Genomic DNA, 19420 nt, shown 5'->3' with positions numbered 1-19420 from the left:
CTCCACCTACCGGCTAGGCGTTCTCCGCCCCGCCCCGGCCGGCGGCGCTGGGTAACAGGCTCACCGTCTCGCCCCGGCCGATCGGCTGCACACCGGTCAGGGCGCGGGTGCGGCACTCGGCGAGGAAGTCGCTGAGCGGCGACTTCATCACCCGGTAGTCGTCGTAGTGGATCGGCAGCGTGAGCGCCGGCCGGATCAGCCCGGTCAGGTCGGCGCCCTGCCGCCCGTCCATGGTCAGCAGCAGGCCGAGCAGCCGGGTGCCGCCCAGGTGGATGAGCATCGCGTCGATGTCACCGCAGCGTTCCCGGATCTCCGAGAGGTACGGCCGGTAGAGCGTGTCCCCGGTGACGTAGAGCCGCAGCCGCCGCTCGCCGGCCACCTCCCACTCGACGAGCGAGCCCATCACGTCCGGCAGCAGCCGGTCGACGAATCCCGGGCCGTGCCGCCCGGGAAGCGCGGTGATCCGCAGCAGCTCCCCGTCGCGCCGCCACTCCCGCGCCTCCCAGGTCGGCAGCCCGCTGGCCGCGTCGAAGTGCTTGCGCCGCAGCCGCCGCTGGGCCTGCACGGTCGTGACGATCGGCAGGTCACGCGGAATCTGCCGGCGTGCCGTGCGATCGAAGTGGTCGCCGTGGAGATGGGAGAGAAGCACAAGATCAGGAACGGGCAGTTCCGGGTACGGGATCGCAGGGTCCCGCAGCCGCCGCGTCCACGCGCCGTACCCGAGATAGGTGCGGCTGCCGGCCGGGCTGAACGCGGGATCGGTGAGCACGGTGAACGCGCCCAGCCGGAGCAGGGTGGTCGCGTTCCCGACGAAGGTGACGCTGGCGTCCGGTGTCATCCGCTGCGGCTACCCCAGCCCCGAACAGCGAAACCAGCCCCGGTCAGCGAAACCAGCGCCGGTCAGCGAAACCGGCCCGGTCAGCGAGACATGTCCGGTCTGCGGCGCGGGGTGTGCCGCCGGTAGGCGCTCACGGTCGGGTCCCCTGCGATCCAGAACCGCCACGCCACGTCGAAGGCCGAGGTCACGCCGACCCGCGGCCCGGCTTCGATCTCGCCGGCCGGTTCGTCCGGCGGGGCCAGCGACGCGGGGCCGGTCCCGTCCAGCAGCGGCGTGTCGTTGGCGCTGCGATTCAGGGCGAGGACCTGCATCAGCTTCGCCGGTCCGGCCGCCAGGTCGGTGTCCTTGCGGGCGGCCGGGCGCCGCTCCCGCGCGATCTCCACGCCGTCGATCACGGCGCCGGCCCGGAGCAGCACGGCGGCGGCCTTGCCGGTCTCGCCGCAGACCACGTTCGCGCAGAAGTGCATGCCGTAGATCTGGTAGACGTAGAGCCGCCCGGCCGGCCCGAACATCACCCGGTTGCGGTTCGTCACCCCGCGGTGCGCATGGCTGGCCGGGTCCTGACCGAGCCCGCTGTACGCCTCCACCTCGGTCAGCCGCACGGTCACGCCGTTCGCCGTGAGCCGCCACCCGAGCAGCAGCCGGGCCGCCGTCTCCACGTCCGCGGCCGGCAGTTCCACCCACGATGTCACCGGACCACCCAATCACGCCCCGGTCCGGCGGGCGCACCGAGGGGGTTTCCTCAGTTCAGCGTGGTGCCGGTCCAGCCGAGGAAGCGCTCGTAGAGGTCGGCCGGTGGCCCGCCGCTGCCGGCCGCCCAGTCGTCGATCGCCTCCAGCATGCAGGAGCCCAGGTAGACGGCGAGCCCGTGCGGGAAGTTCTGGTACTGCTCGGCGAGCTCGACCTTGGCGGTGGCGCAGGGCCACGGCCGGCCGCAGACCAGGCAGTCCCACGACGGGCGTTCGCCGACGTGTTCGGTCCGCGGAACCAGCATGCCAACCCTCACCTTGAGCGATTTCCCGGCTACACAATGGAGCCTCGCGTGCCCTAGGCTGCCGCTCAAGCGGAGTTGCTGAGAATCCCATGAATGGATTCTCAGCGTCTCGGCCGCAGCGATCGGATCGTCTCGTTCGAGACACCAGAACCACGACAGGGATGGCCACGACAGGGATGGGCAGGATGACGGAGACCGGGTCGACCGTGCCGCGGCGGCAGGTCGGCCGGCTGCTGCGCGAGTTGCGCGAGCAGGCCGGTATCTCGCTGATGGCCGCGGCGCAGGAGCTGGAGTTCTCCCGGGCCCGGATGTACCGGATCGAGAACGGCGAGGTGCCGGTCCGCAAGCACGACGTGATCGCGATGTGCTCGGTCTACGCGGCGCCCGGACCGATGACCGAGGTGCTGATCGGCCTGGCCGCCGAGTCCAAGGCGAAGGGCTGGTGGCATGCGTACGGTGACGTCGTGCCCGCCTGGTTCGAGCTCTACGTCGGCATGGAGCAGGGCGCGAGCCGCCTGCGCTCCTACGCGCCAAGCGTCATCCCCGGCCTGCTGCAGATCCGGGAGTACGCGGAGAGTGTGTTCCGGGCCTGGCACGGCGACGACGAGGAGGCCGTGGAGAACGCGGTGGCCGTACGGCTGGAACGGCAGTCGCTGCTGAGCCGCCGCCGTCCCGAGGCGCCCCGGCTGGACGTGATCATCGACGAGGGCGTGCTGCGACGATCCATCCCGGACACGCTGGGCATGCAGAAACAGCTCGCCCACCTGGTGAACGCGTCCACCCGGCCCAACATCGGCGTCCGGGTGATCCCGTTCGGCGCCGGACCGCACCGGGCGGCCAGTTCCGGTCAGTTCACCATTCTGGAGTTTCCGGCTGTCGGCACCGCGTCGCCGGAGCCGACCACCATCTACTGCGAGAACCTCACCGGCGCGCTCTACCTGGATAAGCTCACTGAGGTGGAGACGTACGAGTCGGTCTGGGCCGAGCTCGAGTCGACCGCGCTGAGTCAGTCCGATTCCGACGATCTCATCGGCGAGATCATCAAGCACAGCGATGCCTGAGAGGAGGGCCGGTGGCGGACATTGATCTCACGGGTGCCGTCTGGCACAAGAGCACGCGCAGTGGCGGCAACGGAGGCGACTGCGTCGAGGTGGCCGGCAACCTGCCCGGCATCGTGGCGATCCGCGACACCAAGGACCCGGACGGCGGCACCCTGATCTTCACGCACGCGGAGTGGAACGCCTTCCTGGCCGGCGTCCGCGACGGTGAGTTCGACATCCAGCCTTGAGAAGCCCTCGGGGCATCGAGGATTAGAACTCCTTGAGTGTTGTCTTAAGGAATCCTTTGCGGGCGTGATCTCGCGGTGAGCCTCCCGCATAGTGATCGGGCGTCATCCCCTGCCCGGCTCACAAAGGTGAATTCCTCGTGCCCCTCTCCGCTGCTGCCAAGTTCCGGTACACCCTGGTGGCGGGCACGACAGCAGTCGTGATCGGCGCGGCCTTCACCGTGTCGGGCCTGACGCAAGGGTCCGCCGAGACCCCTTCCCCCACCTCGGTGGACGTCCCGCTCGCCGCCGCCGCTTCCCCCGACAGCGGCGGCGGCGACGAGGAACTCCTTCCCGCGCCGGAGTCCTCGGTGTCCCCGTCGGCCTCGGTCTCGATCGCGGCCTCGGCGTCGGCAGCGGTGAAGCCCTCCCCGTCCGCGTCGGCGAAGGCCTCGACGAAGCCGAGCAAGGCGCCGTCGCCGACCCCGACCAGGAAGAAGAAGACCGCCACGCCCACGCCGGAGGCCGAGGAGAAGGTCACCGCCGCGAGCACGTCCGGCTCGGTGGCCGAGCAGGTCCTCGCGCACATCAACGAGGCACGCGTCGCCGAAGGGCTCAAGGCGCTGACCCTGGACGCCGACCTCTCCAAGGCCGCGGCCATCCACAACCAGCTGATGATCGACGGCTGCGGCCTGTCCCACCAGTGCTCCGGCGAGTCCGGCATCGGCGACAGGTTCAGCGCCCAGGGCGTCAAGTGGAGTTCGGCCGGCGAGAACATCGGGTACGGATCCAGCGGCAGCAGTGACGCCGCGAAGGTGAAGGCCGCGAACGGGCTGACCGACTCGATGCTGGCCGAGGTGCCGCCGAACGACGGTCACCGCAAGAACCTGCTGAGCACCGGCTTCACCCGGATCGGCCTGAGCGTCGTCCGGGACTCCAAGGGGATCACCTGGATGACCCAGGACTTCGTCGGCTGAGATCGGCTGGCACACTGCCGGGTGTGAGCTCACGTCGCAAGTCGGCGGGCCGGTGACCCGGGCCGCCGCGCAACGCTTGCTAGCCGACGGCCTCACCCGGCTGCTGGGCCCCCGTGCCCCGGCCCTCTAGCAGGGGAGTGGACCGCTTCCACCGCGGCCCGTCGCCGTCCTTGCGCCGCCGGGCGATCCCGGAGAGCGCTTCGAGCACCACCCGGTTGCCGAGCATCGCGGTGATCTCGGCGTGGTCGAACGGCGGCGACACCTCCACGATGTCCATGCCGACGACCGGCAGCTCATGGCAGATCCGGGAGACCGCGTCGAGCAACTGGCGGGCGGTGAGGCCGCCGGGCTCGGGGGTGCCGGTGCCGGGCGCGTGGCCGGGGTCGCAGACGTCGATGTCGACCGAGAGGAAGACGCCGTCGCAGTCGTCCATCGCGATCGCGAACGCGCTGTCCAGCACCGCGTCCAGGCCGCGCTCGACGATCTCGCTCATGTGGAACGAGTTCATCCGCTGGTCGGCCATCCAGTCGAGCGTCTCCGGGCCCGGCCAGTACCCGCGGAGGCCGAGCTGCAGGAACCGGTCCCCGCGGACCGCCCCGGACTCGATCAGCCGGCGCATCGGCTGGCCGTGGCCGTAGAGCGACCCGAACTCGATGTCCCCGGTGTCGGCGTGCGCGTCGAAGTGGATCAGCGCGATCCGGCCCTTGCCGTGCGTGCGGGACACGCCCGTGGCGTCCGGCCAGGTGATGGTGTGGTCCCCGCCGAGGATCAGCGGGATCGCGCCGTGGGAGGAGATGAACGCGACAGCGTCCTCGATCGTCGTGCAGCTGCGCTGGATCTCACCGCTGAAGACCTCCAGGTCGCCGGCGTCCTTCACGGTCAGGTCGCCGGTGAGCGCGTCGACCCGCATCGCCATGTGCGGGCGTGAGCCGTCGTGCGGCAGGTAGTCGGTGCCGCGGATCACCTGTGGTCCGAACCGGGCGCCCGGCCGGTGCGAGGTGCCGCCGTCGAAGGGCGCGCCGATGATCACGACGTCGGCGTCGGCATAGGTCTCCGGTGTCTCCCAGTCACAGGCCGGAACACCGAGGAACGTGTAGTCCGGCCCGAACATCGGTCCGTAGCGGGTCATGCTGGTCATCCTTCCCGGCCGACGTCGCGGGGGAGGACTGTATCGCCATACTGTATGGCGGTACGGAAAGTGCGGTCATGATCGTGCGGCCGTAGGGTGGCGCCGTGTTCGAAACGTTGAGGTCGTTCTTTCAGCGGCTGTTCGGAGCACCCGAACAGCCGCAGGCGCCGGCTACCCCCGTACCCCGGAAGGGGCCGGAGGCCAAACCCAAGCCGGCGGGAATCCGCCCGCCGCGCGCCGTCCCGAAGCCGCGGGGAAGGCACCTCGCCTACGCGCCCAACCTGGACGGTGACGCCGACCCGGGTGAGATCGTCTGGACGTGGGTGCCCTACGAGGACGACCCCAGCCAGGGCAAGGACCGCCCGGTTCTCGTCGTCGGGCGCGACGCGAACACCCTGCTCGGGCTGATGCTCTCCAGCCAGAGCGACCGGGACGGGCAGCGCAACTGGCTCGCCCTCGGCCCCGGCGACTGGGACCGCGACGCGCGTCCCAGCTGGGTGCGGCTCGACCGGGTCCTGGAGGTCGACGAGGACGGCATCCGGCGGGAAGGCGCGGTCCTGGACCGCCCCCGATTCGACCGGGTCGCGGCGATCCTGCGGCGCAACTACGGATGGCCGTGACGTAAGCGGACAGCCCCTGCGTGATCCGGATAGCGTTGTGGCATGGATACGGACGTCATGACCGGCTTCGGCGGGAAACAGGCCTGGCTCGCCGTCGCGAGCGGCGAGCCACAGGCGGTCCTGGAGGCGCTCGGCCTCCGCGACCTGGGGACGGTCGGCTGGCGCGCCGGGCTGGACCTGGCCCACCTCACCGACGACCGGGTCGCGATCACCCCGCCACTGCCCGGCGCCCGGGGGATCTCCTGGGTGCTCGCGGCCGGCCGCCGGCTGATGCAGGGCGTCGACATCGTGGAGATCTCCGCGAAACTCGGTGCCGAGGTGCAGTTCTTCGCCACGCACCGGGTGACCGAGCTGCACCGCTGGCAGCGCGCCGCCGACGGCGAGCTCGTGCGCGCCTTCGGGTACGTGGGACAGACCGGCGAGGTGACGTCGTGGTTCGGCGACCCCGACCCGGCCGAGCGGGACGCCGGGCTGCCCGGTGAGCTCGACGAGGAGACCACCGTGCTGGTCGCCGAACGGGACGTGTTCCGGGTGGCCGCCGCGTGGAGCATCGACCCGACCACGCTGACCGGGCCGGCCCCCGGCCCCCTGCTACTTGGAGCGGCAGATGCGTAAGTACGTGATCATGGGCGTGCAGGGCAGCGGCAAGGGCACCCAGAGCCAGTTGCTGCGCGAGGAGTTCGACCTGGTGCACATCAGCGTCGGCGACATCTTCCGCTGGCACGTGCGCAACCACACCAAACTCGGCGCGCAGGTCCGCCGGATCATGGCAGCAGGTTCACTCGTGGATGACGATCTCGTCGAGTCGGTGGTCCGCCGCCGCCTCGACGAGCACGACTGGAACTACGGTTTCATCATCGACGGCTTCCCGCGCAACGGGCGGCAGGCCGAGTTCTTCATGGAGAGCTACGACATCGACGCCGTGATCCACCTGGAACTCCCCGACGACGAGGTGCGCCGCCGAGTTCTCAGCCGCCGGCTCTGCCCGAACTGCGGCATGGACTACAACCTGATCGCCGACCGCCCCGAGCAGGAGGGCCGCTGCGACATCTGCGGTCATGAGCTGGTCACCCGCGCCGACGACACGCCCGAGGCGCTGGAGGCCCGGCTGCGGGACTACCACGAGAAGACCCGCCCGGTCCTGGAGCTCTTCCGGCGCAAGGAGGTCGTGCACGACGTGGACGGCCGCCCGCCGCTGGAGGAGGTCCAGCAGGCCATCCGGGACACGCTGGGACTGCCCGCCTACAAGGGCTAGCATGCCGCGGTGACCATCACTGTCGATCAACTGACCGGGTACGTCTCTCGCGATCTCGACGCCGACCTCGCCCGCTGGTTCCCCGGGGCGGAGCCGGCCGAGGTCGGCGCCGACGCTCGCCCGGTGGAGCCCTTCCTGCCCCGCCTGCCGGCAGCGGCGGCGTCGGCGCTGGCCGCTTTGGATCAGCGGGTGAGGGCCGGTGGGATCCCCGTCGACCTGGACATCCTGGACTTCTCGTACGGGTTCGACTTCGCGGCCAACGAGTGCGGGATCCTCGACTCCGACTACGAGACCCCGCTGACCGGCGACGACGTCCACGCGATCGCCGCCGACGGCAGCGGAAACCTCCACGTGCTGCTCACCAACGGCCAGGTCGCCGTCTGGTTCCACGAGGAGGAGGTGCTCGAGGCGGAGACCCGCTTCGACAACCTCGACGTCTTCCTGTGGTCGCTGGTCCGCTACCGCGCGGTCCTCGCCGGGACGCTGCGGCTCTCCGAAGTGGAGGCCGATTTCGAGGCCCTCGCCCAGGACGGTGTCCTCGCTCCGGAGCTGGGCATGCTGACGGTGATGAGAGCCAGGGCCTGATCGGGTACGGGCGGTGAGCCCTCACCAGGCGCACCGCGCCGTACCGGGAAGCCCGCGCAGCCTCCCCGGGTCCTCCAGGCCGTAGCGCGCCCCCGCCACAGCTGCCCCCTCCCGCTCTTCACTCCGCCCATGCGGCCCAGCCAGGCCCTCCTTCCGCCGCTCCCATCCGACCCTGCCCGTCCCACCCGAACCCTGCTGGCCCAGCCCTGCCCGTTTCCGCCCGAACCTGCCCTGCCCGGCCCGTTCCGGCCCTTTCTCGCCCGGCTCGCGTGCGCTGACCGCGGATCACGGTGCGGCTGTGTCGCGGGGCGGCTTACGATGCGGCTGTGTGGCGGGGCTGCGGCGCACGACGTTCCCACCGGCCGTGATGAGGTCGCACGGAAACGGTTCGTGTGCCTACATCCCTGCCCTGGCGTTGATGAATCGCCACACAGGCGTTGCGTGTGACCTCATCCCCGCGACGCAGGCGCTGCGTGGGACCTTGTCGATGCATCACGCCCCTGCGTGTGACCTCATCCACGCCGTTCCTACCCATGGCCCCGCGGCGCCGCCGCCCACCCGCACCCCGAACCGGGCGCGACCGGGCCCATATCCACATGAACGGGCACGAGCCCGTCACTCCCACCCTGCCCGAAATTCCGTACATAACCGCATCCACCAGCAAGCAATCCCCCAGCAAGGAGACCGAAATCTCTTTGACATATTGCTTTCGGGCAGAACCGGGCGTAAACAAAGACAAAGCCAAAACGAGCCGGGCGGTGAGTGGATGTACGCGGAGGAACGCCAGCAGGAGATCGTCCAACGGGCCCGCGCCGAGGGCCGGGTCGACGTCGTCGCGCTGGCGGACACCTTCGGCGTGACGGCCGAGACGATCCGCCGGGATCTGACGGTGCTGGAGCGGGCCGGTGTCCTGCGCCGGGTCCACGGCGGCGCCATCCCGGTGGAGCGGCTCGGGTTCGAGCCGGCGCTCGCGACCCGCGACGCGGTGCTGATCAGTGAGAAGGAGCGGATCGCCAAGGCGGCGCTCGCCGAGGTCCCCGAGGACGGGGCGATCATCCTGGACGCCGGGACCACGACGGCTCGTCTCGCTCAGCTGCTGCCGGCCGACCGGGAGCTGACCGTGGTGGTCAACTCGCCGGTGCTCGCGTCGACGCTCGGTCTCAAGCCCAACCTCACCGTCCTGCTGCTCGGCGGCCGGGTCCGTGGCAAGACCCTGGCCACGGTGGATGACTGGGCGCTGCGGCCGCTCGCCGACATGTATGTCGACGTCGCGTTCATGGGCACCAACGGATGCACCGTGGAGCGGGGCATGACCACGCCGGACCCGGCCGAGGCGGCGGTCAAGCGGGCGATGATCGCCGCGGCCCGCCGGGTGGTGCTGCTCGCCGATCACACCAAGATCGGCAACGATTACCTGGCCCGTTTCGGCGGCCTCGCCGACCTGGACCTGCTGATCACCGACAACGGTCTCGACGGTGAGCTCGCCGCCGAGGTCGAGGTCGCCGGCGTCCGGCTGGTGCGCGCATGACCGGCCTGGACCCGGGGACGGTCATGACCGGCCTGGACCCGGGGACGGTCATGACCGGCCTGAACCCGGGGACGGTCCTCACCGTCACCCTGAATCCGAGCGTCGACCGTGCCCTCGAGGTCGACGCGCTGGTCCGGGGCGAGGTGTTGCGGGCCGCCGACTCGCACATCGATCCCGGTGGCAAGGGCGTGAACGTCTCCCGGGCGCTGCTGGCGAACGGGATCCGCTCGACGGCCGTGGTGCCGGCCGGTGGCGCCGAGGGCGAGCAGCTCGTCGATCTCCTCAAGGGCGAGGGCGTCGACATGCTCGCGGTGCCGATCACCGGGCGGACCCGTTCCAACATCACCCTGGCCGAGCCGGACGGCACGGTCACGAAGATCAACGAAGCCGGCCCGACCCTCTCGGACACCGAGTTCGCCCAGGTCAGTGATGCGGTGCTGGCAGCCGCCGGCACCGCCGACTGGGTGGTGATCTGCGGCAGCCTCCCGCCCGGCCCGACCGTCGCGGCCTTCACCGATCTGTGTGAGCGGCTGGTCAAGTCGGGTGTCCGGCTCGCCGTGGACAGCAGTGGCCCGGCGCTGCTGGCCGGGGTGGCGGCGGGCGCCGCGCTGGTCAAGCCGAACCGGGAGGAGCTGGCCGAGGCGACCGGGACCGACCTGGTGACGCTCGGCGACGTGATCCGGGCCTGTGGGCGGCTGCGCGAGGCCGGCGCGGGCACGGTCCTTGCCAGTCTGGGCGCGGAGGGCGCGGTGCTGGTGGACGCGGCGGGGGTGATCACCGGTGTCTCGCCGGTGAGCGTGCCGCGCAGCACTGTCGGCGCGGGGGACGCGCTGCTGGCGGGCTTCCTCGCGGCCGGCGCGAGCGGCGAGGCGGCGCTGGTGGAGGGCCTGGCGTGGGGCGCGGCCGCGGTCAGCCTTCCGGGCAGCCGGATGCCAAAACCACAAGACCTTGATCGTACGAGTATCCGGCTCGACCGTGAACCGGATTTGAACCGGCCGCTCCGCCGCGACTGAGCGTTCCTGAATCGAACAAAGGCCGACGATTCCTCGTCGCGTCTCGGTAATAGCTGTGCCTCATTCCAGTGAACCACCCGCACTCTCACCGCATCCCTCTGGCGATGAATGGAGATCGTCATGGCTACTACCTACACACCCCAGGTCAGCGGGACCGGATTCAAGGCCCGGATCCAGAAGATCGGCGGATATCTCGCCGGAATGGTCATGCCCAACATCGGCGCGCTCATCGCCTGGGGCCTGATCACCGCCCTGTTCATCCCGGTCGGCTGGATCCCGAACGAGAACCTGGCCCAGCTCGTCGACCCGATGATCAAGTATCTGCTTCCGGTGCTCATCGGTTACACCGGTGGCCGGATGGTGCACGGACAGCGCGGCGCGGTCGTCGGCGCGGTCGCCACCTTCGGCGTGGTGGTCGGCGCCGAGGTGCCGATGTTCCTCGGCGCGATGATCATCGGCCCGCTCACGGCGTACGTGCTGAAGCTTTTCGACTCCGTGATTGAGGGCAAGGTCCGCCCCGGTTTCGAAATGCTCATCGACAATTTCTCGGCGGGTATCATCGGCGGCGCGTTCGCCATTCTCGGCAAATTGACGATCGGCCCGATCGTCGAGGGGATCACCAAGGCGGCCGGCAACGGCGTCGACTGGCTGCTCGCCCACAGCCTGATGCCACTGGTGTCGGTGCTGGTGGAGCCGGCCAAGGTGCTGTTCATGAACAACGCCATCAACCACGGCGTGTTCAGCCCGCTCGGCGTGCAGCAGGTCCAGGAGCAGGGCAAGTCGATCCTGTTCATGATCGAGTCGAACCCCGGTCCGGGTCTCGGGCTGCTCGCCGCGTACCTCTTCTTCGGTCCGAAGTCGCTGCGTCCGTCCGCACCGGCCGCGATGATCATCCACTTCCTCGGCGGCATTCACGAGATCTATTTCCCGTACGTGCTGATGAAGCCCCGCCTGATCCTCGCGATGATCGCGGGCGGCATGGCCGGCGTCGCCACCTTCATGATCACCGGCACCGGGACGGTCGCCTCGCCCGCTCCGGGCAGCATCTTCGCGTTCGCTGCGGTCACCGCGAAGGACGGCTACCTCGGGATGATCCTCGGCGTGACGATCGCGGCCCTGGTCACGTTCGGTGTCGCGTCCCTGCTGCTCGGCTTCGGGCGACTGAAGTCCGACCAGGAACTCGACGCGGCCGAGGAGGAGGTGGCGACCGAGGCGGAGATCCCCCACGAGCGCGCCACCGAGTCGGAGCTCGCGCACCAGCGCGCCACCGAGTCGGAGGTCGCGCACCAGCGCGCCACCGAGTCGGAGGTCGCGCATCAGCGCGGCGCCGAGACGGAGATCCCGCACCAGCGCACGTCAGAGGAAACCGGCACCAGCCGCAAGGAAAACGCCTAGGAGGCTCGTGATGGCAACCATCAACGGCAAGGACATCCGCAAGCTGATCGTCGCCTGTGACGCCGGCATGGGCAGCAGCGTGATGCTCGCCAGCACGCTGCGCAAACAACTCGGCAAGAACGGCGTCACCGTCGAGCACAGCCCGGTCAACTCGATCCCCGCCGACGCCGACCTGGTCGTCTGCCACAGCGGTCTGGCCGCCCGGGCCCGCTCGGTCGCGCCGGACAAGCCGATCGTGCCGTTCCAGATCTTCCTGGGCGACCCGGCCGTGACCAAGGTGGTCAAGGCCATCCAGCAGGGCACGGACCTCAATGTCTGAGCTGCTGGACCGCCGGGCCATCCGGCTGGACGAGAAGGCGGGCAGCAAGGAGGACGCGATCCGGCTGACCGGCGCGGCGCTGGTCGAGATCGGCGCCGTCGAGCCCGGATACGTGGACACGATGCTGGCCCGGGAGAAGAGCATCTCCACGTACGTCGGTGAGGGTGTCGCGATTCCGCACGGCACCCTGGACGGGAAGGCGCTGGTGAAGCGGGATGCCCTCGCGGTGCTCCGCTTCCCGGCGGGCGTGGACTGGGACGGCGAGCGGGTGAGCGTCTGCGTCGGCATCGCGGCCGCCGGTGACGGTCACGTCGAACTGCTCGCCGCGCTCGCCGAGATCCTCCTGGACGCCGACGACGCGCGGGCCCTGCGGGAAGCGGCCGAGGCCGACACCGTGATCAATCTGCTAGGACGAATTGAGGGAAACCCCGAATGAAGGTCGTGCGATTCCACGCCCCCGGCGACGTCCGCTTCGAGGACGTGCCGGAGCCCGAGGCCGGACCCGGTGAGGTGAAGATCCGCGTCCGGAACTGCTCCACCTGCGGCACCGACGTCAAGATCTCCAAGTTCGGGCACCACCACATCCACCCGCCCCGGGTGATGGGCCACGAGATCGCCGGCGAGGTCGTCGCGGTCGGTGACGGCGTCGAGGGCTGGCAGCCGGGGGACCGGGTGCAGGTCATCGCGGCCATCCCCTGTGGAGAGTGCGCCGAGTGCCGGCGCGGCCGGATGACGGTCTGCCCGAACCAGGTGTCGATGGGCTACCACTTCGAGGGCGGCTTCGCGCAGTTCATGGTGGTGCCGACGGAGGTGCTCAAGGTCGACGGGCTGAACCGGATCCCGGACGGCGTCTCGTTCGCCGAGGCGTCCGTGGCCGAGCCTCTCGCCTGTGCCCTGAACGCGCAGAACCTCGCCCGTGTCGGCGAGGGCGACGACGTCGTGGTGATCGGCTCCGGCCCGATCGGCTGCCTGCACGTCCGGCTGGCCCGGGCCCGCGGCGCCGCCCGGGTGTTCCTGGTCGAGCTGAACCGGGAACGCCTGGACATGGCCGCGAACCTGGTCAAGCCGGACGCCGCGATCTGCGCCGGCGAGGTGGACCCGGTCGAGGAGGTCCGCAAGCTCACCGACGGCCGGGGCGCCGACGTGATCATCACGGCGGCCGCGTCCGGCAAGGCGCAGGAGCAGGCGATCGAGATGGCCGCGCGGCAGGGCCGGATCAGCTTCTTCGGCGGCCTGCCCAAGGACAACCCGACGATCACCTGCGACTCGAACCTGGTGCACTACCGGGAGCTGATGATCATCGGGGCGAACGGGTCGAGCCCGTCGCACAACAAGGAGGCACTCCAGCTGGTCGCCACCGGCGCGGTGCCGGTCGCCGACCTGATCACCCACCGGCTGCCGCTGGAGGGCGCGATCGACGCGTTCGGCATCGTCGCCCGCGGCGAGGCCATCAAGGTAACCATCGAGCCCTGATCCGACCCGACCCGACCCGTCCGTCCGTCCGACCGTCCGGAAGGAAAAGAGAATGCCCACGCGCACGGTTGCCGTCGGCTCCGCCAGCGGCCTGCACGCCCGGCCCGCCAAGATCTTCGTGGAGGCCGCCGCGGCGGCGCCGGTCAAGGTCACCATCCGGGTCGGTGACAAGAAGCCGGTGCCGGCCAAGAGCATGCTGTCGGTGCTCGCGCTCGGCGCCAAGCAGGGCACCGAGGTCACCCTCGAGGCGGAGGGCGACGGCGCCGAGCAGACGCTGTCCGACCTGGCCGCGCTGCTCGCCACCGACCTGGACGCCTCCGATGGCTGAGGTGGTCAGCCTCTCCGGGATCGGAGTCTGTGCCGGGGTGGCCGCCGGTCCGCTGCTGCGGATCGCCGACGTCCCGGCCCTGCCCCCGATGGTCGCCGTGACGGATGCCGAGGCGGAAGTCGCCCGGGCCTCGTCCGCCCTGGCCGAGGTGGTCACGTTCCTGGAACGCCGGGCTGACCGGGCCACCGACGAGACGGTCGCCGAGGTGCTGCGCGCCGAGGCGATGATGGCCGGTGACGAGGCGCTGCTCGACGGCGTTCGCGAGCACGTCGAAGAGGGTGCCGACGCAGTGCACGCCGTCTCCCTCGCCTTCGGGGCATTCCGGGAATCGTTCGAGGCGGCCGGCGGCTACCTCGCCGAGCGCGTCGCCGACCTCGACGACCTGCGCAACCGGGCGGTCGCGGTGCTGCTCGGGCAGCCGATGCCGGGCATCCCGCAGCCCGGGCACCCGTTCGTGCTGGCCGCGAAGGATCTGGCCCCGGCCGATACCGCCGACCTCGATCCGGCCCAGGTGCTGGCGCTGGTCACCGAGGTGGGCGGTCCCACCAGTCACACCGCGATCCTGGCCCGCGCGCTGGGCCTGCCCGCCGTGGTCTCCTGTCCCGGCGTGCTGGCGATCGCGGAGGGCACGCTGGTGCTCGTCGACGGCGCGACGGGGCGTGTCGACGCGGGCATCGATCAGGTCGCGGCAGAAGCCGCGGTGCGCGGTGCGGCCGAGGTGGCTGCCGCGGCTGCGGCCCTCACCGGCCCCGGTCAGACCTCCGACGGGTACGGGGTGAAGCTCCTCGCCAACGTCGGCTCCGCGAAGAACGTCCCCGCCGCCGACGAGGTCCACGCCGAGGGCGTCGGGCTGTTCCGCACCGAGCTGCTCTTTCTCGATCGGACCCGGGAGCCCGGCCTGGACGAGCAGGTGGAGGCGTACCGGGAAGTGTTCTCCGCCATGGCCGGGCGACGGGTCGTCATCCGTACCCTCGATGCCGGCGCCGACAAACCGCTGCCGTTCCTGAACCAGGAGGGTGAGCCCAATCCTGCCCTGGGTGTCCGCGGCCTGCGCATCGCGCGGCAGCGACCGGACGTCCTCACCACCCAGCTCGCGGCGATCGCCGAGGCGCGCGCGCAGACCGGCGCGGACGTCTGGGTGATGGCCCCCATGGTCTCCACGATCACCGAGGCGGCCACGTTCGCGGCCGCCGTCCACGAGGCCGGCCTGCCCCGCGCCGGTGTGATGATCGAGGTGCCGGCCGCCGCGCTGCGCGCCCGTGACCTGCTGGGCGTCGTCGACTTCCTCAGCATCGGCACCAACGACCTGAGTCAGTACACGTTCGCCGCCGACCGGATGTGCGGCGCCCTGGCCGACCTGCTGGACCCGTGGCAACCCGCGCTGCTCCAGCTGATCGGCATCTGCGGCGAGGCCGGGCGGGCCGCCGGCAAACCGGTCGGGGTGTGCGGCGAGGCGGCCGCCGACGCGGCGCTCGCGCCGATCCTGGTCGGTCTCGGCGTGACGAGCCTGTCGATGTCACCGCGCGCGCTCCCGGCGGTGCGGGCCGCCCTCGCCGGCGTCACCGAGGCGGACTGCCGGCGGCTGGCCGAGCTGGCGGTCGCCGCACCGGACGCGGCCACGGCGCGCAAGGCAGCCATCGGCTAGACGGACGCGGTCCCCGGCCGGTCGGCCGACGCCAGGTCGTACCCCCGCTTCGCCAGCTTGCGTTCCAGCACGTGACAGACGTGCTCGACGACGGCGAGGCGGGCGTACGGCTTGCTGTCGCCGGGGATGACCTTCCACCGGGCGCGCGGCCGGTCGGTCTTCTCCAGCATGTCCTCGATCGCCGCCTCGTACTCCGGGCGCTTCTTCCGGTTCCGCCAGTCCTCGTCGGTCAGCTTCCACGACCGCAACGGATCGTTCGCCCGGTCCTCGAAGCGGCGCAGCTGCTCCTCCTCGGAGACGTGCATCCAGAACTTGATCAGGATCATGCCCTCGGCGGCGAGGGTGCGCTCGAACTCGGCGATCTCGTCGTAGGCCCGCTGCCACTGCTCGGTGGTCGCGAAGCCCTCGACCCGCTCGACGAGGACCCGGCCGTACCAGGACCGGTCCAGCACGGTCATCCCGCCGTTGCCGGGCAGGACCTGCCAGAACCGCTGCAGGAAGTGGTGCCGCTTCTCGTCGTAGGTCGGCGCGGCGAACTGGGAGACCCGCACGTGCCGCGGGTCGATCATGGTGACCAGCCGCTTGATCGCGCCACCCTTGCCGGACGCGTCCCAGCCCTCGAAGAGCACGCAGAGCGGCGGGCCGATCTTCTTCTCGCCGATCTGGCCGCCGAGCAGCAGGCGCAGCCGGAGCAGCCGCTCCTGCGCCGCCTCCAGCCGCTCCTCGGCCTTCTTCTTCGAGATGTCGATCGGTGCCGCAGCACTTCCCAGGTGACCCATCCGCCTAGCATCCGCCAAACCCGCTGTGATCCGCACGGGAGGGTGCGGGACAATCCGTTGCGTGACTCTCGTAGACGACCTGCTGTGGCGCGGACTGATCCAGGACTCGACCGACCCCGACGAGCTGCGCAAAGCACTCGACGGCGGCTCGATCCCGTTCTATGTGGGCTTCGACCCCACCGCCGCCTCGCTGCACGTCGGCCACCTCATGCAGGTTCTCACCGCCCGGCGCCTCCAGCAGGGCGGCCACCGCCCGCTGCTGCTCGTCGGCGGCGCCACCGGTCAGATCGGTGACCCGCGGGAGTCCAGCGAGCGCAGCCTCAACCCGCCGGAGGTCGTTCAGGGCTGGGTGGAGCGGATCCGCACCCAGCTGTCGCCGTTCGTGACCTACCAGGGCGACAACGCGGCGACGCTCGTCAACAACCTGGACTGGACCGGCCCGACGTCGGTGATCGAATTCCTGCGGGACGTCGGCAAGCACTTCCCGGTCAACAAGATGCTGGCCCGCGACGTGGTGCGCAACCGGCTGGAGAGCGGCATCAGCTTCACCGAGTTCAGCTACCAGCTGCTCCAGTCCAACGACTTCTACCAGCTGCACGTCCAGCACGGCTGCCGGCTGCAGTTCGGCGGCTCCGACCAGTGGGGCAACATCACCGCCGGCGTGGACTTCGTGCGCCGCCGCGGCGCCGGTCCGGTGCACGCCTTCGTCACCCCACTGGTCCTCAAGGCCGACGGCACCAAGTTCGGCAAGACCGAGGGCGGCGCGATCTGGCTCGACCCGGCCATGACCAGCCCGTACTCCTTCTACCAGTTCTGGATCAACAGCGACGACCGGGACGTCAGCAAGTACCTGCGCTACTTCAGCTTCAAGTCCCGCGAGGAGCTGGAGGAGCTGGAGAAGGCGACCGCGGAGCGGCCGCAGGCCAGGCTCGCGCAGCGAGCCCTGGCTTTCGAGATCACCGCGCTGGTGCACGGCGAGGAGGAGGCGAACCAGGCGGTCGCCGCCAGCCAGGCGTTGTTCGGCCGGGGATCCCTGGACGAGCTCTCCGCGGACACGTTGCGCGCCGCGCTGGCCGAGGCCGGCCTTCATCCGGTACGGGGTGAGCTCCCGGCCGTGGGGACCCTGCTCAAGGAGTCGGGTCTCGTGGCGAGCGCGAACGAGGCTCGCCGCACGATCACCGAGGGTGGCGCCTACCTGAACAACGAGCGCATCACCGACGGTGAGGCGGTGGTGCCGGAATCGGCACTGCTCCACGGCCGATTCCTGGTGCTGCGCCGCGGCAAGCGGACGTTCGCCGGCGTCGAGATCGTCAAATAGCGCTCTGACCTGAGGTTTTGCGTTGATCGGCCCGTTGTGACCCACGTCGCGGCGGGCCGATTTGGCGTTGTGGACATGTGCCTGTAATGTTTTCCAAGCCGCCAGGGAGACGGGCGAGCGAGCGGGACTCGAAAGAGGCCCGGAGCGGCCGTCCTGGAGGAACCCCGGAAATGATCACGGTTCTCGGATCGTGTAATGTTCTGCGGGTCGAACAAAAGCCCCAGTCACGATGATGGTGTGCGGTTGTTCTTTGAGAACTCAACAGGGTGCTTGATAAGCCAGTGCCAATTATGGCAATACCCCGGCCTGTCTTCGGATGGGTTGGAGATTCCTTTGGCAACATATCATGTTGCTGGGAATCAGATTTTCCACAGATTTTGTTGGAGAGTTTGATCCTGGCTCAGGACGAACGCTGGCGGCGTGCTTAACACATGCAAGTCGAGCGGAAAGGCCCTTCGGGGTACTCGAGCGGCGAACGGGTGAGTAACACGTGAGTAACCTGCCCCGAACTTTGGGATAACCCTCGGAAACGGGGGCTAATACCGAATACGACACGCCTTCGCATGGGGTGCGTGTGGAAAGTTTTTCGGTTCGGGATGGACTCGCGGCCTATCAGCTTGTTGGTGGGGTAATGGCCTACCAAGGCGACGACGGGTAGCCGGCCTGAGAGGGCGACCGGCCACACTGGGACTGAGACACGGCCCAGACTCCTACGGGAGGCAGCAGTGGGGAATATTGCACAATGGGCGGAAGCCTGATGCAGCGACGCCGCGTGAGGGATGACGGCCTTCGGGTTGTAAACCTCTTTCAGCAGGGACGAAGCGCAAGTGACGGTACCTGCAGAAGAAGCGCCGGCCAACTACGTGCCAGCAGCCGCGGTAAGACGTAGGGCGCGAGCGTTGTCCGGATTTATTGGGCGTAAAGAGCTCGTAGGCGGCTTGTCGCGTCGAATGTGAAATCTCGGGGCTCAACTCCGAGCTTGCATTCGATACGGGCAGGCTAGAGTTCGGTAGGGGAGACTGGAATTCCTGGTGTAGCGGTGAAATGCGCAGATATCAGGAGGAACACCGGTGGCGAAGGCGGGTCTCTGGGCCGATACTGACGCTGAGGAGCGAAAGCGTGGGGAGCGAACAGGATTAGATACCCTGGTAGTCCACGCTGTAAACGTTGGGCGCTAGGTGTGGGGACCCTCTCCGGGTTTCTGCGCCGCAGCTAACGCATTAAGCGCCCCGCCTGGGGAGTACGGCCGCAAGGCTAAAACTCAAAGGAATTGACGGGGGCCCGCACAAGCGGCGGAGCATGCGGATTAATTCGATGCAACGCGAAGAACCTTACCTGGGTTTGACATCGCCGGAAAACTCGCAGAGATGTGGGGTCCTTCGGGGCCGGTGACAGGTGGTGCATGGCTGTCGTCAGCTCGTGTCGTGAGATGTTGGGTTAAGTCCCGCAACGAGCGCAACCCTCGTCCCATGTTGCCAGCATTCAGTTGGGGACTCATGGGAGACTGCCGGGGTCAACTCGGAGGAAGGTGGGGATGACGTCAAGTCATCATGCCCCTTATGTCCAGGGCTTCACGCATGCTACAATGGCCGGTACAAAGGGCTGCGATACCGTGAGGTGGAGCGAATCCCAAAAAGCCGGTCTCAGTTCGGATCGGGGTCTGCAACTCGACCCCGTGAAGTCGGAGTCGCTAGTAATCGCAGATCAGCAACGCTGCGGTGAATACGTTCCCGGGCCTTGTACACACCGCCCGTCACGTCACGAAAGTCGGCAACACCCGAAGCCGGTGGCCTAACCCGTAAGGGAGGGAGCCGTCGAAGGTGGGGCTGGCGATTGGGACGAAGTCGTAACAAGGTAGCCGTACCGGAAGGTGCGGCTGGATCACCTCCTTTCTAAGGAGCATTCTTCTGCCGAAAGGTGGACAGAAATCCTGCGGTTCGCGAATGACGAATCGAGGAGC

The 19420-nt window shown here is 69.3% G+C and carries 21 protein-coding genes and 1 rRNA gene; 17 read left to right on the top strand and 5 right to left on the bottom strand.

The window, feature by feature from the left end:
* Positions 1–13 precede the first annotated feature (13 nt).
* The 3 genes from AMIS_RS30175 to AMIS_RS30165 form a co-directional block, all read right to left on the bottom strand.
* Complete coding sequence (locus AMIS_RS30175; protein ID WP_014446235.1) at positions 14–838, bottom strand: MBL fold metallo-hydrolase; 825 nt, start codon at positions 836–838, stop codon at positions 14–16.
* 80 nt (positions 839–918) lie between these two features.
* A complete protein-coding gene (locus tag AMIS_RS30170) occupies positions 919–1530 on the bottom strand; it encodes a DNA-3-methyladenine glycosylase (RefSeq protein ID WP_014446234.1) in 612 nt (203 codons plus the stop codon).
* A 50-nt stretch (positions 1531–1580) separates the two neighbouring features.
* On the bottom strand, positions 1581–1832 hold the full coding sequence (locus tag AMIS_RS30165; RefSeq protein ID WP_014446233.1) for a hypothetical protein: 252 nt from the start codon (positions 1830–1832) through the stop codon (positions 1581–1583).
* 185 nt (positions 1833–2017) lie between these two features.
* Here AMIS_RS30165 and AMIS_RS30160 point away from each other — a divergent pair, with 185 nt between their 5' ends.
* From AMIS_RS30160 to AMIS_RS30150, 3 genes are all read left to right on the top strand, one after another.
* Positions 2018–2893 carry a helix-turn-helix domain-containing protein gene (locus AMIS_RS30160; RefSeq protein ID WP_014446232.1) on the top strand — a complete coding sequence of 292 codons (876 nt, stop codon included), beginning with the start codon at positions 2018–2020 and terminating at the stop codon, positions 2891–2893.
* Between the two features lie 20 nt (positions 2894–2913).
* Entirely contained in the window at positions 2914–3120 is a 207-nt protein-coding gene (locus AMIS_RS30155) for a DUF397 domain-containing protein (RefSeq protein WP_041831446.1), read from the top strand.
* Positions 3121–3257: 137 nt separating this feature from the next.
* The gene (locus AMIS_RS30150; protein WP_014446230.1) at positions 3258–4073 is read left to right on the top strand and encodes a CAP domain-containing protein; all 816 of its coding nucleotides are present in this window, start codon (positions 3258–3260) and stop codon (positions 4071–4073) included.
* A gap of 79 nt (positions 4074–4152) precedes the next feature.
* Here the strand turns inward: AMIS_RS30150 and speB are convergent, their stop codons facing one another.
* Entirely contained in the window at positions 4153–5202 is a 1050-nt protein-coding gene (gene speB / locus AMIS_RS30145; RefSeq protein ID WP_014446229.1) for an agmatinase, read from the bottom strand.
* A 137-nt stretch (positions 5203–5339) separates the two neighbouring features.
* Here speB and AMIS_RS30140 point away from each other — a divergent pair, with 137 nt between their 5' ends.
* The 12 genes from AMIS_RS30140 (at position 5340) to ptsP (ending at position 15363) form a co-directional block, all read left to right on the top strand.
* On the top strand, positions 5340–5822 hold the full coding sequence (locus tag AMIS_RS30140) for a type II toxin-antitoxin system PemK/MazF family toxin (RefSeq protein WP_157435480.1): 483 nt from the start codon (positions 5340–5342) through the stop codon (positions 5820–5822).
* 42 nt (positions 5823–5864) lie between these two features.
* Positions 5865–6437 carry a hypothetical protein gene (locus AMIS_RS30135; protein ID WP_014446227.1) on the top strand — a complete coding sequence of 191 codons (573 nt, stop codon included), beginning with the start codon at positions 5865–5867 and terminating at the stop codon, positions 6435–6437.
* Entirely contained in the window at positions 6430–7077 is a 648-nt protein-coding gene (locus tag AMIS_RS30130; protein ID WP_014446226.1) for an adenylate kinase family protein, read from the top strand. The genes AMIS_RS30135 and AMIS_RS30130 overlap by 8 nt, the downstream gene beginning before the upstream one ends.
* A gap of 9 nt (positions 7078–7086) precedes the next feature.
* Complete coding sequence (locus AMIS_RS30125; protein ID WP_014446225.1) at positions 7087–7662, top strand: hypothetical protein; 576 nt, start codon at positions 7087–7089, stop codon at positions 7660–7662.
* Positions 7663–8428: 766 nt separating this feature from the next.
* On the top strand, positions 8429–9190 hold the full coding sequence (locus tag AMIS_RS30120) for a DeoR/GlpR family DNA-binding transcription regulator (protein WP_014446224.1): 762 nt from the start codon (positions 8429–8431) through the stop codon (positions 9188–9190).
* A gap of 50 nt (positions 9191–9240) precedes the next feature.
* The gene (locus AMIS_RS30115) at positions 9241–10203 is read left to right on the top strand and encodes a 1-phosphofructokinase family hexose kinase (protein WP_041831445.1); all 963 of its coding nucleotides are present in this window, start codon (positions 9241–9243) and stop codon (positions 10201–10203) included.
* A gap of 120 nt (positions 10204–10323) precedes the next feature.
* Positions 10324–11598: a PTS mannitol transporter subunit IICB gene (gene mtlA / locus AMIS_RS30110; protein WP_231859121.1), complete on the top strand. Its 1275-nt coding sequence runs from the start codon at positions 10324–10326 to the stop codon at positions 11596–11598.
* 10 nt (positions 11599–11608) lie between these two features.
* Positions 11609–11917: a PTS sugar transporter subunit IIB gene (locus AMIS_RS30105; protein WP_041830153.1), complete on the top strand. Its 309-nt coding sequence runs from the start codon at positions 11609–11611 to the stop codon at positions 11915–11917.
* The gene (locus AMIS_RS30100) at positions 11910–12353 is read left to right on the top strand and encodes a PTS sugar transporter subunit IIA (protein ID WP_014446220.1); all 444 of its coding nucleotides are present in this window, start codon (positions 11910–11912) and stop codon (positions 12351–12353) included. The genes AMIS_RS30105 and AMIS_RS30100 overlap by 8 nt, the downstream gene beginning before the upstream one ends.
* On the top strand, positions 12350–13390 hold the full coding sequence (locus AMIS_RS30095) for a zinc-dependent dehydrogenase (RefSeq protein ID WP_014446219.1): 1041 nt from the start codon (positions 12350–12352) through the stop codon (positions 13388–13390). Before AMIS_RS30100 ends, AMIS_RS30095 begins: the two co-directional genes overlap by 4 nt.
* A gap of 52 nt (positions 13391–13442) precedes the next feature.
* A complete protein-coding gene (locus tag AMIS_RS30090; protein ID WP_014446218.1) occupies positions 13443–13718 on the top strand; it encodes an HPr family phosphocarrier protein in 276 nt (91 codons plus the stop codon).
* A complete protein-coding gene (gene ptsP / locus AMIS_RS30085) occupies positions 13711–15363 on the top strand; it encodes a phosphoenolpyruvate--protein phosphotransferase (RefSeq protein ID WP_041830152.1) in 1653 nt (550 codons plus the stop codon). The genes AMIS_RS30090 and ptsP overlap by 8 nt, the downstream gene beginning before the upstream one ends.
* On the opposite strand, the gene AMIS_RS30080 is transcribed toward ptsP, so the two are convergent.
* Complete coding sequence (locus AMIS_RS30080) at positions 15360–16142, bottom strand: polyphosphate kinase 2 family protein (protein ID WP_014446216.1); 783 nt, start codon at positions 16140–16142, stop codon at positions 15360–15362. The genes ptsP and AMIS_RS30080 overlap by 4 nt on opposite strands.
* Before the next feature lie 61 nt (positions 16143–16203).
* Between AMIS_RS30080 and tyrS the strand changes: the two genes are divergently transcribed.
* Positions 16204–17460, top strand: coding sequence for a tyrosine--tRNA ligase (gene tyrS / locus AMIS_RS30075; protein ID WP_014446215.1), 1257 nt, complete (start codon positions 16204–16206; stop codon positions 17458–17460).
* Positions 17461–17837: 377 nt separating this feature from the next.
* Positions 17838–19352, top strand: a 16S ribosomal RNA gene (locus tag AMIS_RS30070).
* Positions 19353–19420 lie beyond the last annotated feature (68 nt).

Origin of the sequence: Actinoplanes missouriensis 431, from assembly GCF_000284295.1 — a bacterium.
GTDB classification, from domain to species: domain Bacteria; phylum Actinomycetota; class Actinomycetes; order Mycobacteriales; family Micromonosporaceae; genus Actinoplanes; species Actinoplanes missouriensis.
Note: the sequence above shows the minus strand (reverse complement) of the source record. Positions and strands in the feature narration are given on the sequence as shown.